Origin of the sequence: Tepidibacter mesophilus (assembly GCF_002724055.1) — a bacterium.
GTDB classification, from domain to species: domain Bacteria; phylum Bacillota; class Clostridia; order Peptostreptococcales; family Peptostreptococcaceae; genus Tepidibacter_A; species Tepidibacter_A mesophilus.
The window spans coordinates 245,324-261,258 of the sequence record NZ_BDQY01000002.1 but is presented as its reverse complement, the minus strand read 5'-3'; the positions used below and the strand labels follow the sequence as shown (position 1 = coordinate 261,258).

The window sequence follows — 15,935 nt, the reverse complement described above, 5'->3', positions numbered from 1 at the left end:
ACTAATCTACCTCTTTTATATTCTGTATTTTACAATTTACACAGGCCTTTTCAAATAGTACATTTATATTATCTCCTGGCCTTAAATTCTTAGGATTTTTAACTAGCTTATCGTCTTTTTCTACTAAAGTATATCCTCTAGACATTACCGATAAAGGGCTTAAATTATTCAAATTTTGGCCTATATAATCTAACTCATTTCTTGTTAAAATAAGCTTTTTATTCATATTATTTTCAATATCTTTTAAACAGTTATCCATATCTATAAGTTTATCTTTTATTGTTTCTCTATAATTAATATCCATATACTTTTTTGTATTATGCAAATCTTTTTTATATGTATATACTTTGTTCTCAAATACTTTATTAATCCTATTCTTAGATATATATAGTTTTTCTCTCATGTCTAAATAAGATGGAACAGATATTTCAGCTCCAGCCGATGGAGTAGGCGCTCTAAGATCTGATACAAAATCTGATATTGTAAAATCAGTTTCATGTCCTATTGCACTTATTATAGGGATGCGTGACGCAAATATACTTCTTGCAACTTTTTCTTCATTAAAAGACCATAGTTCTTCTATTGATCCCCCACCTCTAGCCAATATTATAACATCTATATCTTCTCTTTTGTTTAAAAAATCAATAGCATAAACTATATCATCCGCTGACTTATCGCCCTGGACTAAAACAGGATATATCCTAACATTAACCTTTGGATACCTTCTAGATATAACATTTATAATATCTCTAAGTGCTGCTCCTGTTAAAGACGTAATCACTCCTATATCCTTAGGTATACTTGGTATTTCTTTTTTATATTTTGGATCGAATAATCCCTCATTTTGAAGTTTAGCTTTGAGTTTTTCAAACTCCACATGCAAGTTCCCGATTCCGTCAACATCGATTGAATTTATATAAAGCTGATAACTTCCATCTTTTTCATATAAAGATATATATCCAGATGCTCTAACTTCAAGACCTTCTCTTAAATTTAAATCTTTTGGAACATTATTTTTGAATATAACGCAGTTTATTTTTGATTTGTTGTCTTTTAAAGACATGTATATATGCCCACTTGTATGGATTTTTAAATTAGATACTTCCCCTTTCACCTTTAAATTATATAATATAGGGTCATTGGTAAGAATCCGTTTTATATAAGAATTAACTTCACTAATAGAAAGAGCCTTTAATTTCATAATTATACCTCACTTAAAAATCTGTTAACTCCAATAATACCTGATCCTATAGCATTATCTTTTGCAAAACTAGACTTTGTAAAAAACGAATTTATTTTATGATTATTTAGTTTATTTATCATATTACACGATATATATTCACTAGAAGATACCCCTCCAACGAATAATACATCTTTTATATTATATTCCTCGCTTAAGTAAACAATTGATTTATATATAGAATCTAAAATAGAGTTTAAACTAATCTTGGATATATATTCCTTAGAATATTCATCTATTATAGAGAATATTTGATTTTCAACACCCGAAAAATTAATATATCCTTCTTTGGATGATATTTTCAAATTATGAACATCAGTATTATATTTTAACGCATTGTTATCTAAATAATTTCCACAGGGAAATTCATATCCAAGCCTTACCCCTACTCTATCTATAAGTTGCCCAGCACTTATATCTTTAGTCCCACCTACTATTTCTATATTGTATCCACTTAGTTTTCTATTTACCAATAATATTTCAGTAGTACCTCCAGACATATGTATACACAAAAATGTATCTTTATCTATATCCGTATCATAAAAAGCTGCCTCTATATGGCATTCTTGATGTGATGTTTGGTATAATTTCGCATTTAATATAGATGCTATAGTTTTTGCAAATTTGTATCCACAGCTAAATACAGGCATATATGAATTTTCAACAGGTCTTGGCTTTGAAGATACACATACTCCAACAATATCATAATCCTTAATAATATTTTTTAAACCCTCGAACATATCTCCCAAATTGTTTACATGTTGAAAAAATGCATCTGACTGCCTAAGTCCTTTGTTACCACTCTTAACTTTTAACATCTTCTTCTCATCTATGATTATTTCTTTATCTAAATTTATAGCTGCTATAGATGTCGTATAGCAGCTTGTGTCTATTCCTAAAATTATTTTATTGTTGGATATCATTTATTGCACTTCCCAATAATCCATTTATAAATTTCGTAGACTCATCATCAGAATATCTCTTGGCAAGTTCTATGCCTTCATTTATAGCAACCTTAAACGGAATATTCTCCATATATTTCATCTCAGCTATAGCCACTCTTAATATACTAAGATCTACCTTAGCTATTCTATTTATTTTCCATTTTTTAGAATGAGTGCTTATAATAAAATCTATATCTTCTTTATTTTCTATAATTTTATTTCCTAAATCAACTAGGTATTGTTTATCAAAGTTTTCATGAGAATTTTCCTCTATAAATTCCTCAACCTTTTCATTAGTATATTCTTTAGTCATATCCATTTGATAAACCATTTTCATTCCTAATTCTCTACTTATCTTTCTGCTCATTGTAAACCTCCTAAGTATTATATACACAAAACTAACCCTCTGAATATTCAGAGGGTTAATATACTTCCTATTAACTATTCTCTTCAATTTTTTCTTTCTTAAAAGTAATTCCTTGAATGTGAACATTGACTTGAGCTACATTTAATCCAGTCATAGTTTCAATAGTCGTTTTAACATTTTCTTGTATTTTCCATGATACATCAGGTATAACAACACCATATTCTATCATAACAAATACATCTATAAATACCTCGTCTTCTTCTACTACGACTTTAACACCTTTAGATAAATTCTTTTTACCTAAAATTTCTGTTATGTTACCTGTAATGCTTCCACTCATAGCTGCTACCCCTTCTATTTCAGAAGCAGAAATTCCTGATATAGTAGCAATTACATCCTCAGATATTTTTATTTGGCCATAATCTTTATTTTCCAAAGGTACACCTCCAAAGTGTTAAATTATACTTTAATTATACCAAATGGAAATAAATTTTACAAACTATCTTTTATATTCCATTATTTTTATATTTTCAAAAGGAAGTTTTGTTTGAGTATATACCACATCAAATATTTTTGCAGCATCATCTTTATCCAATTTTTCCTTGTCAACTACTATACTTGCGTTATTTTCACTAACGTATGCTACTGGATTTTTAAATCCTTTAGCAGTAAGTAAACTCTCTATATTAAGCTCTGATTCTCTAAACTTAACTAAATTTAATTTCATATTAGATGCTTCTTCTATTGCATTTTTGCTAGAAGAAGGATTTTTAACTATTGAATCTAGTTCTTCTATTAATTCCCCTCTTTCCTGCTCTCTATTCATTTTTATATCTATAAAGTATGTATCCTTTTGCATGTTTTCTTTTGATACCATTTCTTTTGTTATGTTTGTAGTTGTTTCTTTGACCTTTTCTTCAGTCTCACTTTTATTACTGTCTACAACCTTTATTTCCTCAGCATCTAAATTTTCATTAGCCGCCTCCTTAACCTGCTCTTTATCTACATCTACATTTTCATTCTCAGTTAAAAGCAGTTCTTCATACTCCTTAAGGTCACTAGATGTTTCAAGCATATGCTGTTTGCTAAATTGATAATTAACAGTACATACAACTACTAACATAAATACTAATACACATACAACAAAATTTCTACTTTTTAAAAACTTCTTATTAAATTTGTTAAACTTCATAACTTAATCCCCCTTATTTGTTTTTTGGATAAACCTCTATTTTATGGCTAGATACTTGAAGTACTGTTTTGACAGCATGGTATAGTCTTTGTTTTACTACAGTATCTTCTGCCCCATCGGCTACAACTATAACTCCTCTAACTTGTGGCTCTATAGCTTTTAATAATATAGGTTCATTTCCTTTATTATTATTTTTAGTTACTATAGTTTGAGTTTTGTTTTCTGTTGTTACAACCCTCCTTCCTCCAGTTGAGTCATTTTCCTGCGTTGTCTCTGTTGCAACCGTTTCATTAAAAGCTGGTTCTAGCTCTCCATCCGTCTCAAAGGTTATCATTACCTTTACTGACTTTACCCCCTGTATACTACTTAATATTTTTTCAAGCCTGTCTTCTAATTCATCTTCTTTAGCAACTGTTTTTCCCTTATCAGATTCATTTTTATCAACTAGATCTGCATTTGGATAATTCTTATCTGCATTTTGATTAAATATACCAGAAATACTCACAAGTAGTACTAATGATATTATTATTGCAGCTAAAATAGTGTATATTCTCTTTTTATCAAGGTTCATTTTCATCCCTCACATTAGTTAATTTTTATTTTTTCAATAGATATTTTGAAGATTTTATTCAAATCTTCTTTTATATTTTTATGTTCAGCATTTTTAAGTTCATTAAAAGCTTGCTTATAATTTTCATCCTCTTTTAATTGTATTTTATCTTTAGTATCATTATTACTATTTTCACTAGTTTTTAAATCTTTTATAATTAAATTTTTTTCTCCATCCTCGTCAGTCTCTATATCAGTTAATTCATATCCAGATTCCTCTAACTTCATATTTATACTCTGTTTTAAATAGTCATCGTAATTAGACATAATTTCTTCTTCATCTATAGAACTTTTGGACATCAACTGTTGGTTGTATTCATATTGAAATTCATTAAACTGCTTTAATATTTGATCCTCTATATTCATATCTTTTGATACTAAATTCAAAATAGGTGTTATAACTATAAATATGAATATAAAGTTCAAAACTATATTTATGTACTTTTTAAAGCTTCCAGTAGGTATTAGTATATCTATAACATTAATAACAAATGCAGTAATCAATATACTACTTATCCATTGTTTTAAACTATTCATAAAGGCTTCCTCCTACATTCTCGTTACATTACCAATAGATGCAAGTATTGCTATTGTTATAAAAAACATTATTCCAACAGCAACAACTGAAGATAAAATTATTATCATAAGATTTGCCATTTCATTTAAATATGCAGATATATTGTCATCAGATATAGGTTCTACAATTATAGATGAAAATTTATAAACAAGTATAATAGATACTATCTTAAATATGGGTATTAAACATATCCCTATGAGTATTACAAGTGCTGCTGCTCCTAAGACACTTTTTAATAAATACGATGATGAAAGTAGTATTTCTATAGAATCAGATACAAATCCTCCTACAACAGGAATAAAATCAACAGCAAATTTAATAGTCTTTATAGAAAATTTATCAAACGAAGTAACGTATATTCCTTGAATAGATATTATTCCAAGATATACAGTTAATAAAAAACCCACAGTAAACACGCTTATTTGTTTAGTAAAATTATATAGTCTTTTGAGGTTTATATTACTTGATATATTATTTATTATAAGTATAGAAAACGAAAGAGCCATTATTACCATCAAAAATGTCTTAAACACTATATTTATAAAAACTATGCCTCCTAGAAATATAGGACTTAAAGATGCTGAAGTAACAGGAAATCCTAAAGTTACTAAAAAAGCCATTTCAATAGGAATTGCTATTTGCATAAAATTAACCATATTATCTATTGTAACCTTAGCTATTTCAAGGACATCTTTATACCCCATAAAAGTTATTGATATCAATAGTACAAAAACTGTATAATTCGATACCTTGCTTATAGCTGTTCCTGAAAATGAATTATCTAAATTTTTAAGTATTGCTGATATTAGCGATAGAATTAATATAGTAACTAAAATTTTAAAATTGAATTTAATTTCTTTAAATAAATAATGCTTTACCTGCGCTTTATCTATTATGTCTAATATGTTTTTCTCACCCTTCATAACGTCTATAATAAAATCTTTCAAATTTATATCTTTAATTACTTGCTCATTTTCAAAAGTTTTTTGCAATCTATCAATTTGAATAGTTTTTAACTGATTGTCTATGTACTTATCTATATTTCCCTTTGAATCATCTTGTGCATATGCTAGATTTGTTATCAAAAAAAACATAATTAAAACTCCAACAAACACTCTTTTTTTCATAAGTAATCTCCTAAGGAATAATATTTACTATCGTATTGAGTATTGATAAAAGTATAGGAAAAGACAATGTAAGTATTATTACTTTTCCTCCAAATTCAAGTTTAGTAGCTATAGCTCCTTCACCACTGTCTTTACATATTTGAATTGCAAATTCCATTAAATAAGATATACCTACTATTTTTATTATTGTAGAAAAATACATATGGCTTATATTTATATTCTTAGTCAAATCATTTATACAGTTTATTACATAATTTATTTTGTATACAGATACTGTAAATATAGCAACCCCTGTAATCATTGCTATTGCCATACTTATTTCTGGCTTTTCCTTTTTAAACAATACAGATAGTATAGTCCCAATAAATGCTACCGCAATTAATTTTGTAAATTCCAATCTATCACTTCCCTTTAATAAAGATTGAACATAGTTTTTACAGCATTAAATAAATTACTAATCTCTTTTATAACCATCATAAGTACAAGCACAACTCCTGTAAGATTTGCAATATAAGCCCATTCATCTTTACCTGCTCTTGTTAAAACAGTATGTAGTATCGATAAAAGTATACCTATACCGCCTATCTTGAAAATCAGATCTACATTTACTCCCACAAAATTTCCTCCCTTTTAAAAATTTTCATTTTTTGTCTATTCGCTATAAAAATATTATTACTAATAAAAATCCCATAGTTAAGCTTAATTTTTTATACAATATACCTTTTGTTTTAATTTCTACAAATGCTTCTTTTTCATTTTTCTTCAAATTTTCAATAGTAAGATCAATTATTCTTTTTTGCGAATAATAATCGCTTTTTCCAAGATTATTTATTAAATTAGTTATCTCATCTATTTCATTCATCCCAAGATTTGTTTTCTGAGTTATTATGGGAATTGATTCATCAACTATATCATCTAAACTTTTATTATTTTCTTTAAGTTTCATGCTCACCATTTCAAAAAAGTGACTTACATTGAACTCTTTTTTTAAACCTATCTTTTCGAATACTTCTTCTAGTGTGTATAAACCAAATTCAAGTTGCATATTCAATACTTCAAGTACTTTTACAAGATCTGATATGTCTCTGTACTTTTTTTTAAAAGATCTATAAAGTTCCTCTCCTAATAAGAAAAAGCATATTAGTATAAATACCATAAGCATTATTTTAAGCAATGAATAGCCACCTCTTTTCTTCTAGGTCGTATATTTTTTCTATTGTGCCTGCTCCTTTTTTACATGATAGAACAATAACTCTTTTAAATAATTCTTTATCTAATAGTGTGTTTAGTTCTTTTCTATTTCTAATATCATCTATTCCACTACCATGAACAGATGTTATAAGTGATACCCCTCCATTTAAAGCTGAGTATAAAGATTCTATTTCCTTAGTACTACCTATTTCATCTGTAACTATAACATTTGGAGACATACTTCTTAGAACCATCATAATCCCTACATCTTTAGGACAAGACTCGATTGAATCAGTTCTTATACCTACATCCTTTTGAGGTATACCATGGTATGATCCACATATTTCATTCCTTTCATCTATAACCGCAACTTTTATTCCTTTAAAGTTATACTTATCTATACCTGTACTTATATTTCTAACTATATCCCTTATTAGAGTGGTTTTCCCACACTGAGGAGGAGATATTATTAAGGTATTATATATTTCGTTTGAATTTTTGATTATATATTTAATCACATTTTTGGAACAATTTTTTATTTCTCTTGAAACTCTTATATTTAAAGAAGATATATGTTTAATGTTTTTAATTTCATGTTTTTCTACAATAGCTTTTCCACCAATGCCTACTCTATGTCCACCTTTTATTGTTATAAACCCCTTTTTTATATCATCTAAAAAAGAATGTATAGAGTACTTACATATAAGCTGAAATGTATGCTCTATATCCTCTCTTGTAGTAATATAGGCATTTTGATCACTGTTATAAAACTTGTCAGTCTTTATATTAAAAAAATAATCCATATTATTCATGTTTACTATTAAAGGTCTATTTACCCTAAGCCTTATTTCTTCTATATTGCTTATAAATTCATAATCAGCACTTATGAAAAACCGTTTAATTTTTGGACTTAGTGAATTTATAATTTCCTCAGAAAGTTTATTCATAGACTCGTCCTCCTCCCTATTTTTAAATAATATTATGTAAATAACAAAAATATGCATAAAAAAATTCTAAAACAAACTACCTAAATTTTGTAAAGTGCTTAATCCAAAATAAAGGGAATTAAAATACCACTCATGTGTTATTAGTTTTGTTAAAACATTTAATACATTTAAGGTACTTTAATAATCCTTATTCTTAGATTAAGCAGATAAATTGTATGCAATAAATGGTAGATTAATACTAATATTACCACATTACATTTTTTCGACATTTATTGACATGAAATCTCAGCAAATATATAATATTCAATACAAATACATCAAAATATAGAGTACACAAGAAAGGGGATAGATCATGAATATAATAAAAAAAATCAATAAAAAATTAATCGTTATTATAAGCGTAATTATTATTGGGTTTGCTGGTATTAATGCCTTTGCTGCTGCAGTCCTAGGTACAGATATTATTACTCTTATTCAAAAAGGAATTGCTTCAATAGAAATCAGTCTCTTGTCAGAAACAGAAAATGAAATTAATCAAATTGGTGAAAAACAGCAACAGGAATTAGATTCTCATATTCAAGCAAAAGCTAAAGAAACAATTGCTGAACTAAAGAAATATCAAAACGGAGAAATCAACCGTGCTAATACAGAGTTAAATGAATATACTAAAGAATTAAAATCAGCAGTAGATTCAGTAATTGAAAGCGAAAAACAGAAAACAAAAAATAAAATCAAAGATAAAGTAGATGATAAAAAAGAAAAAGAAAAGGAAAAAATAGAAAATAAACTTATAGATTCTATCTCGAATCATTTTCAAATAAATGAGACTCAAGGACAATAAAAATTTCTCTATTCGCTAACACTATGACTCATGTCGCCAACAAGTTTCAATTTCCTTGTAATAAAAAAATTCGCATATGCTTTTGCATACGCGAATTTTTTTATTTATAGATTATTCATATTTTCTAAATGCAAGTGTTCCATTGTGTCCACCAAATCCTAATGAATTAGTAAGAGCACATTTAACTTCCTTTTTTCTACCCTTTCCTACAACATAGTCAAGGTCAAGTTCTGGATCTTGATTTTCAACATTCATAGTAGGAGGCACATATCCCTCACTTATAGCTAGAGAACATATTATAGCTTCAACTGCCCCAGCTGCTCCTAATAAATGTCCTGTCATAGACTTAGTTGATGATACCGCTAAGTTATATGCATGATCCTTAAATAAAGATTTAATAGCTAAGGTTTCATTTCTATCATTAAGAGGAGTACTTGTTCCATGAGCATTTATGTAATCAACATCCTCTAGTTTTAGCCCTGCGTCATTTATTGCCATTTCCATAGATCTAGCAGCACCTTCTCCACCTTCTGCCGGAGCTGTCATATGATATGCATCTGCTGTTAATCCATATCCAACAACTTCAGCATATATCTTCGCATTTCTAGCTAAAGCGTGCTCTAATTCTTCTAGAACTAACATACCTGCTCCTTCTCCCATTACAAATCCATCTCTGTCTTTGTCAAATGGTCTTGATGCAGTTTTTGGGTCATCATTTCTAGTCGACATAGCTTTCATTGTACAAAACCCTGCAACAGAAAGTGGTGTTATAGGACTTTCTGCTCCTCCCGAAATCATAATTTCGGCATCTCCTCTTTGGATGGCTTTAAAAGCATCTCCTATAGCATGAGTAGACGATGCACAAGCGGTAACAACACTTGTATTAGGTCCTTTCGCTCCACACATTATAGATATTTGTCCTGCAGCCATATTAGTTATCATCATAGGTACAAAGAACGGACTTACTCTTTTTGGTCCTTTTTCCAATAATCTTTGATGCTGCTCTTCTAATGTCTCTATTCCACCTATTCCTGATCCTACTATAACTCCAAATCTATTTTTATCTATATTATCTGTATCTATCTTTGAGTCTTCTATAGCCATTTTAGATGCAGCTACTGCATATTGAGTGAATCTATCCATTCTCTTAGCTTCTTTTTTATCTATAAAATCAGAAGCTTCAAAATCTTTGACCTCTGCTGCTATCTTAGTTGCAAAATCAGTAGTATCAAATCTAGTTATCTGATCTATTCCACAAACTCCATTTTTAATATTGTTCCAAAATATATTCGTTCCAATTCCAATAGGAGTTACACAACCTATACCTGTAACCACAACTCTTTTTTTCATATTAATACCTCCAATACTACTTATTTGCTTCTATATATTTTACTATATCTCCTATGCAAGTAAACTTTTCTGCTTCTTCATCTGGTATTTCTATTTCAAATTCATCTTCAAGAGCCATCATTATTTCAACTGCATCTAATGAATCTGCTTCTAAATCTTTTATTAAAGATGTTTCTAATTTAATTTGATCCACATTGTCTACTCCTAATTGATCTGCTACTATATCTCTAACTTTTTCAAACATATTAAATACCTCCTAATTTTTTATTATATATTTTAATTTTTTACTGCATTACCATTCCACCATCGACATTTATAGTCTGACCTGTTACATACGCAGACATATCACTAGCTAAAAATGCAGCTACATTAGCTACGTCCTCTGTTTGACCCATTTTTTTCATAGGTATACCATTTTCATAAGATTCTCTTACTTCATCCTTTAATACATTAGTCATATCACTTTCTATAAATCCTGGAGCTATAGCATTTATAGTTATATTTCTCGATGCAAGTTCTCTTGCTGTTGACTTTGTAAAACCTATAACCCCAGCCTTAGAAGCACAGTAATTTGCTTGACCTGCATTTCCCATAATTCCAACTACAGATGCCATATTTATTATCTTTCCATATTTTTGCTTCATCATAGATCTAGTTACAGCCTTTGTACAGTTGAATACTCCTTTTAAATTCACCGATATAACCTTATCAAAGTCTTCTTCTTTCATTTTCATTAAAAGTCCATCCTTAGTTATACCTGCATTATTTACTAATATATCTATTTTTGAGTATTCATTTATAACTTCGTTAACCATGTTTTGAGAGTCTTCAAAGTTAGATACATCGCACTTTACAATAAAGCATCTTACTCCCATATCTTCTATCTCTTTTTTAACTTCAATTGCAGATTCTTCTCTTGAAGTATAGTTTATAGCAATATCAGCTCCTAATGAAGCAAGCTTTATGGCTATAGCTTTTCCTATACCTCTTGAACCTCCAGTTATAAGAGCAACTCTACCTTTTAAATCAATCATTACTTGGCCTCCTTCATATCTTGTATAAACTTTTCTAAAGTATCCTTATTTTCTACATTGTAGATGTCTACTTTAACTTTTAACTTTTTAGATGTTTTATTTATAAATCCTTTAAGAGTTTTACCAGGACCTATTTCAACAAATGTATCAAATCCGTCTTTTATAAGTTTTTCTATAGAATCTTCCCATAATACAGATGAACTTACTTGTTTTACTAAAGTTTCTTTTATTTCATCATGATCAACATAATCTCCAGTAATATTAGTCACAACAGGAACTTTCAAAGTATTTATCTGTATATTTTCAAGTTCTTTATTTAATTTTTCTCCAGCTTTATTTAGCATAGAAGAGTGAAAAGGTGCGCTAACATTCAGTATAACAGCTTTCTTAGCTCCTCTTTCTTTGCAAAGATTAGCAGCTTTTTCTACAGCTTTTATTTCTCCAGATATTACTATTTGACCTGGACTATTAAAGTTAGCAGCCTCAACTGTTCCTTCGCTAGATACTTCATCTAATACATCTATAAGTGTCTCTCTATCAAGACCAAGTATTGCAGCCATAGTACCTACACCTTCAGGGACGGCTTCTTGCATATACTTACCTCTTTTTTTGACAAGCTTTACAGCCTCTTCAAAAGATAGTGCATCAGCCGCTACAAGAGCAGAATATTCTCCTAAAGATAATCCGGCACATGCATCAAACTCTACATTCAATTCATCTTTCAACACTTCAAGTAGTGCAGTACTTAAAGTAAGTATTGCAGGTTGAGTATTTTCAGTTTTAGTAAGTTCTTCATCAGGACCTTCAAACATTATAGATTTTAAATTCATATGTAAAACTTCATCAGCTTTATCAAATATTTCTTTTGAAACTTTATAATTTTCATATACATCCTTGCCCATACCTACATATTGAGATCCTTGACCTGGAAATACAAAAGCTATTTTACTCATACAAATACCTCCTACAAATTCAAGTTAGACATTATATCCTTAGCTTCATTCATCATACCTTCAATAATATCTTTACAAGATTTTATATCTTTTACCATACCAGCACTCTGCCCTGCCATTACGGATCCATTATCTATATCTCCATCTATAACAGATTTTTTAAGTGCCCCTACACCTTTTTCATCTATATAAGAAGAGTCCATTCCTTCTTTTTCAAGTTTTATAAGTTCTTTCATAAGCTTATTTTTTAAAGCTCTAACAGGGTGCCCTGTGCTTCTACCTGCAACTAATGCATCTCTATCTTTGGCATTTATAATAGCTATTTTATAATTTTCATGTACTATACATTCTTCACTACATACAAATTTAGTCCCAACTTGCACAGCACTAGCTCCTAGGGCGAATGCAGCTGCAATTCCTCTTCCATCAGCAATTCCACCCGCTCCAATAACAGGTATATTTACTTCATCTGCAACCTGAGGTATTAATACCATAGTTGTTAACTCTCCTATATGTCCTCCAGCCTCTGTTCCTTCTACAACAAGAGCATCTGCTCCACATCTTTCCATTCTTTTAGCAAGAGCAACCGATGGAACAACAGGAATAATCTTTGTTCCTATTGATTTTAACTTTTCCATATACTTAGCAGGATTTCCTGCTCCAGTAGTTATTACAGGTATTTTTTCTTCATATACAACTTCCATAACTTCATCTACAAACGGAGATAATAACATCACATTAACTCCAAATGGCTTATCAGTAAGTTCCCTAGCTTTCTTAATTTCATTTCTTATGACATCAGCAGGAGCATTTCCTGCTCCGATAAGCCCAAGTCCTCCAGCATTAGATACAGCTGCAGCAAGCTCAGCTGTTGCTATCCATGCCATACCCCCCTGAATTATAGGATACTTTATTCCTAAAAGTTCACATACTCTGTTCATATTTTCTCCTCCTAGATACTCCATTTAATAACACTTGAAGCCCAAGTAAGTCCCGCTCCAAACCCTACTAAAACTATATTGTCACCTTTTTTTATATTTCCTTTTCTATATGCTTCATCAAGAGCTACAGGTATAGATGCCGCAGACATATTACCGTATTCATGTAAATTAACATATATTTTTTCCATAGGCATTTTAAGCCTTTTTGCAGATGATTGTATTATTCTTATATTAGCTTGATGAGGCACTAAATAATCTATATCTTCTTGATTTAATCCTGCTAGTTCTATACTTTTCTTAGCAGAATCCCCCATAACCCTAACTGCAAATTTAAAAACTTCAGATCCTTCCATTCTTATGTAATGAAGTCTATCATTTACACTTTGCTCACTAGCGGGCATTCTTGAACCTCCCGCAGGTGTTTTAAGACATTCCCCACTCGCTCCATTTGCTCCTAAATATGTAGATAAAATCCCCTCATTGTCATCCACTTCACCTAAGATAGCAGCACCTGCACCATCTCCAAATAACACACAAGTATTTCTATCTGTCCAGTCCATAATTTTAGATAAAGCTTCTGCACCTATTATAAGGACTTTTTTGTACATACCAGTCTCTATGAAATTTTTTCCTACACTTAATGCATATACAAAACCCGAGCAGCCGGCTTCTAAATCAAATGCAGATGCATTAGTAGCGCCTATGTTTTTTTGAACTATACATGCAGTAGATGGAAACAACATATCTGGAGTAACAGTTGCCACTATTATAAGATCTATCTCTTCCGGATTTATTCCAGAACTCTCCATGGCTTTTTTAGCAGCAATAGTTGCTATATCTGAAGTAGCCATATCATCCTCAACTACTCTTCTATTTTTTATACCAGTTCTTGAAGATATCCATTCATCGGTTGTATCTACCATTTTTTCCAAATCAGAATTAGTAATAATTTTATCTGGAACATAACTTCCTGTAGCTAATATTCCTGCTCTTTTCAATTTATTCAATCTGATCAACTCCTAATTTATCTATTTTGAACTTTATCTCATTAAGCACATTCCCATTTGCAAACCGAACACCTTGCTTTATTGCATTTTTTATAGCTTTAGAATTAGAGCTTCCATGTGCTTTTATAAGCCCTCCATTTACTCCAAGAAGCGGAGCTCCTCCATATTCACTATAGTCTAGATTTTTCTTTAGCTTTTTAAATTCATCCTTTAAAAGCATAGCTCCGATTTTAGTCTTTATATTAGTCAAAAATGTCTCTTTTAACATAGAAAATACCGACATAGCCACGCCTTCTGTAAGCTTTAGAACAACATTTCCCGTAAAGCCATCACATACTATAACATCTGTATATCCATAAGGTATATCTCTTGCCTCTACATTTCCTATAAAGTTTATATCTTCATTTAATTTTAATAATTCATACGACTTCTTAGTTAAATCATTTCCCTTTCCTTCCTCTTGGCCAACATTTACTATTGCCACCTTAGGATTATCAAGGTCTAATATTTTACTTGCATATACAGATCCCATTACTCCAAATTCTAATAAATTTCTAGGCTTACAATCTGCATTTGCACCAGCATCTAATAATATAGACATACCTTCCTTATTAGGTAAAAAAGTACAAAGTGCTGGTCTATCTATACCTTTTATTCTCCCAAGTACGAAAAGTCCTCCAGCCAAAAGAGCTCCTGTATTTCCCGCAGAAACTATAGCATCTGCCTTTCCTTCTTTAACTAAGTTAAGAGCTACTACCATGGATGAATCTTTCTTACCTCTTATAGCTTTTACAGGCTTATCTTCATTTAATATTATTTCACTCGTGTGGATTATCTCCAATTTGGTTTTATCAAATTCATACTTGTTGAAATTTTCTTCCAATACATTTTTATCTCCTGTAGCTATTATATCTATATTCAATTCCTTTATAGCATTTACTATGCCTTCAACTGTAGAATAAGGAGCATTATCTCCCCCCATACAATCAACTGCTATTTTCATATTCATCACTTCCTTTAATTTATTTCATCGAATATGAACTTTCCTCTAAAAACTTGTTCATGATTTTTATTATTTATTTTAACATGTACATAATGTTTTTTATCCCTAACTTTTACCACTTCAGCTTTAGCTATCAATCTATCATTTGCTTTTATAGGATTTATATTCTTTATATTAGCAACTCCCATTAATACAACAGGAGCATCTACAACAGCCATAGCTAGCGACTCAGCTTGAGCAAACACAAAATGTCCCTTAACTATATTAGTTTTAGAATAGACCATATGATCAGTTGTTTCAAGTATTGAAATACCTAAGCTTCCAACATCTAAATCTATTATTTCTCCAACTATTTCCTTACTGCCTATAGTCTTGACTTTATTTATATTATTTTCCGCAACAAGTTTTACTCTTTCTCTTAGTTCTGGTATTCCAAGTCTAACTCGATCTAATCTTATAGTCTGTATACTAACACCAAAATAATCCGATAGTTCTTCATCTGTATAAAAAGGGTCTTTTTTTAACATTTTGGAAAGTTCTGTCTGTCTTTCTTCTTTGCTTTTTCTTTTCACATCATCCACCCCTAAATTATATACTAATATTAGTACCAGC

The 15,935-nt window shown here is 30.0% G+C and carries 21 protein-coding genes; 1 reads left to right on the top strand and 20 read right to left on the bottom strand.

Features of this window, described 5'->3' with window-relative positions; all coding sequences use genetic code 11:
* Window position 1: 1 nt before the first annotated feature.
* The 12 genes from xseA to spoIIIAA all read right to left on the bottom strand — a co-directional run bounded on the left by xseA (window position 2) and on the right by spoIIIAA (window position 8,194).
* Window positions 2-1,201 (bottom strand): exodeoxyribonuclease VII large subunit, encoded by a 1,200-nt coding sequence (gene xseA, locus Tmeso_RS03065; RefSeq protein WP_099188126.1) that lies wholly within the window; start codon window positions 1,199-1,201, stop codon window positions 2-4.
* Window positions 1,202-1,203: 2 nt separating this feature from the next.
* Window positions 1,204-2,163 carry a tRNA (adenosine(37)-N6)-threonylcarbamoyltransferase complex transferase subunit TsaD gene (locus tag Tmeso_RS03060; RefSeq protein ID WP_099188124.1) on the bottom strand — a complete coding sequence of 320 codons (960 nt, stop codon included), beginning with the start codon at window positions 2,161-2,163 and terminating at the stop codon, window positions 1,204-1,206.
* Window positions 2,147-2,551 carry a transcription antitermination factor NusB gene (gene nusB, locus Tmeso_RS03055; protein ID WP_099188122.1) on the bottom strand — a complete coding sequence of 135 codons (405 nt, stop codon included), beginning with the start codon at window positions 2,549-2,551 and terminating at the stop codon, window positions 2,147-2,149. Before nusB ends, Tmeso_RS03060 begins: the two co-directional genes overlap by 17 nt.
* Window positions 2,552-2,621: 70 nt before the next feature.
* Window positions 2,622-2,987 (bottom strand): Asp23/Gls24 family envelope stress response protein, encoded by a 366-nt coding sequence (locus Tmeso_RS03050; protein ID WP_099188120.1) that lies wholly within the window; start codon window positions 2,985-2,987, stop codon window positions 2,622-2,624.
* Between the two features lie 63 nt (window positions 2,988-3,050).
* Window positions 3,051-3,743 (bottom strand): SpoIIIAH-like family protein, encoded by a 693-nt coding sequence (locus Tmeso_RS03045; protein WP_099188118.1) that lies wholly within the window; start codon window positions 3,741-3,743, stop codon window positions 3,051-3,053.
* A gap of 13 nt (window positions 3,744-3,756) precedes the next feature.
* Entirely contained in the window at window positions 3,757-4,314 is a 558-nt protein-coding gene (locus Tmeso_RS03040; protein WP_099188116.1) for a stage III sporulation protein AG, read from the bottom strand.
* Between the two features lie 14 nt (window positions 4,315-4,328).
* Window positions 4,329-4,889: a stage III sporulation protein AF gene (spoIIIAF, locus tag Tmeso_RS03035; protein ID WP_099188114.1), complete on the bottom strand. Its 561-nt coding sequence runs from the start codon at window positions 4,887-4,889 to the stop codon at window positions 4,329-4,331.
* A gap of 12 nt (window positions 4,890-4,901) precedes the next feature.
* Window positions 4,902-6,056, bottom strand: coding sequence for a stage III sporulation protein AE (gene spoIIIAE, locus Tmeso_RS03030; protein ID WP_099188112.1), 1,155 nt, complete (start codon window positions 6,054-6,056; stop codon window positions 4,902-4,904).
* A 10-nt stretch (window positions 6,057-6,066) separates the two neighbouring features.
* Window positions 6,067-6,453: a stage III sporulation protein AD gene (spoIIIAD, locus tag Tmeso_RS03025; protein ID WP_099188110.1), complete on the bottom strand. Its 387-nt coding sequence runs from the start codon at window positions 6,451-6,453 to the stop codon at window positions 6,067-6,069.
* 14 nt (window positions 6,454-6,467) lie between these two features.
* A complete protein-coding gene (spoIIIAC, locus tag Tmeso_RS03020) occupies window positions 6,468-6,671 on the bottom strand; it encodes a stage III sporulation protein AC (RefSeq protein WP_099188108.1) in 204 nt (67 codons plus the stop codon).
* A 43-nt stretch (window positions 6,672-6,714) separates the two neighbouring features.
* Complete coding sequence (locus Tmeso_RS03015) at window positions 6,715-7,230, bottom strand: stage III sporulation protein AB (RefSeq protein ID WP_099188106.1); 516 nt, start codon at window positions 7,228-7,230, stop codon at window positions 6,715-6,717.
* Window positions 7,223-8,194, bottom strand: a complete 972-nt coding sequence (gene spoIIIAA, locus Tmeso_RS03010) for a stage III sporulation protein AA (protein ID WP_099188104.1) — start codon at window positions 8,192-8,194, stop codon at window positions 7,223-7,225. The genes Tmeso_RS03015 and spoIIIAA overlap by 8 nt, the downstream gene beginning before the upstream one ends.
* A gap of 352 nt (window positions 8,195-8,546) precedes the next feature.
* On the opposite strand from spoIIIAA, the gene Tmeso_RS16300 reads away from it, so the two are divergent.
* Window positions 8,547-9,035: a hypothetical protein gene (locus Tmeso_RS16300; RefSeq protein ID WP_187296201.1), complete on the top strand. Its 489-nt coding sequence runs from the start codon at window positions 8,547-8,549 to the stop codon at window positions 9,033-9,035.
* A gap of 111 nt (window positions 9,036-9,146) precedes the next feature.
* Here Tmeso_RS16300 and fabF read toward each other — a convergent pair whose 3' ends face one another.
* From fabF to fapR, 8 genes are read right to left on the bottom strand one after another with little or no spacing between them, the layout of a single operon-like run.
* Window positions 9,147-10,385, bottom strand: coding sequence for a beta-ketoacyl-ACP synthase II (gene fabF / locus Tmeso_RS03005; RefSeq protein ID WP_099188102.1), 1,239 nt, complete (start codon window positions 10,383-10,385; stop codon window positions 9,147-9,149).
* Between the two features lie 16 nt (window positions 10,386-10,401).
* Window positions 10,402-10,629, bottom strand: a complete 228-nt coding sequence (gene acpP / locus Tmeso_RS03000) for an acyl carrier protein (RefSeq protein WP_099188100.1) — start codon at window positions 10,627-10,629, stop codon at window positions 10,402-10,404.
* 40 nt (window positions 10,630-10,669) lie between these two features.
* Window positions 10,670-11,419 (bottom strand): 3-oxoacyl-[acyl-carrier-protein] reductase, encoded by a 750-nt coding sequence (fabG, locus tag Tmeso_RS02995; RefSeq protein ID WP_099188098.1) that lies wholly within the window; start codon window positions 11,417-11,419, stop codon window positions 10,670-10,672.
* Window positions 11,419-12,372 (bottom strand): ACP S-malonyltransferase, encoded by a 954-nt coding sequence (fabD, locus tag Tmeso_RS02990; protein WP_099188096.1) that lies wholly within the window; start codon window positions 12,370-12,372, stop codon window positions 11,419-11,421. The genes fabG and fabD overlap by 1 nt, the downstream gene beginning before the upstream one ends.
* A gap of 11 nt (window positions 12,373-12,383) precedes the next feature.
* Window positions 12,384-13,313, bottom strand: coding sequence for an enoyl-[acyl-carrier-protein] reductase FabK (gene fabK, locus Tmeso_RS02985; protein ID WP_099188094.1), 930 nt, complete (start codon window positions 13,311-13,313; stop codon window positions 12,384-12,386).
* 11 nt (window positions 13,314-13,324) lie between these two features.
* Window positions 13,325-14,320 (bottom strand): beta-ketoacyl-ACP synthase III, encoded by a 996-nt coding sequence (locus Tmeso_RS02980; protein WP_207653820.1) that lies wholly within the window; start codon window positions 14,318-14,320, stop codon window positions 13,325-13,327.
* A complete protein-coding gene (gene plsX / locus Tmeso_RS02975) occupies window positions 14,313-15,323 on the bottom strand; it encodes a phosphate acyltransferase PlsX (RefSeq protein ID WP_099188092.1) in 1,011 nt (336 codons plus the stop codon). The genes Tmeso_RS02980 and plsX overlap by 8 nt, the downstream gene beginning before the upstream one ends.
* Before the next feature lie 14 nt (window positions 15,324-15,337).
* On the bottom strand, window positions 15,338-15,895 hold the full coding sequence (gene fapR / locus Tmeso_RS02970; RefSeq protein ID WP_099188090.1) for a transcription factor FapR: 558 nt from the start codon (window positions 15,893-15,895) through the stop codon (window positions 15,338-15,340).
* Window positions 15,896-15,935 lie beyond the last annotated feature (40 nt).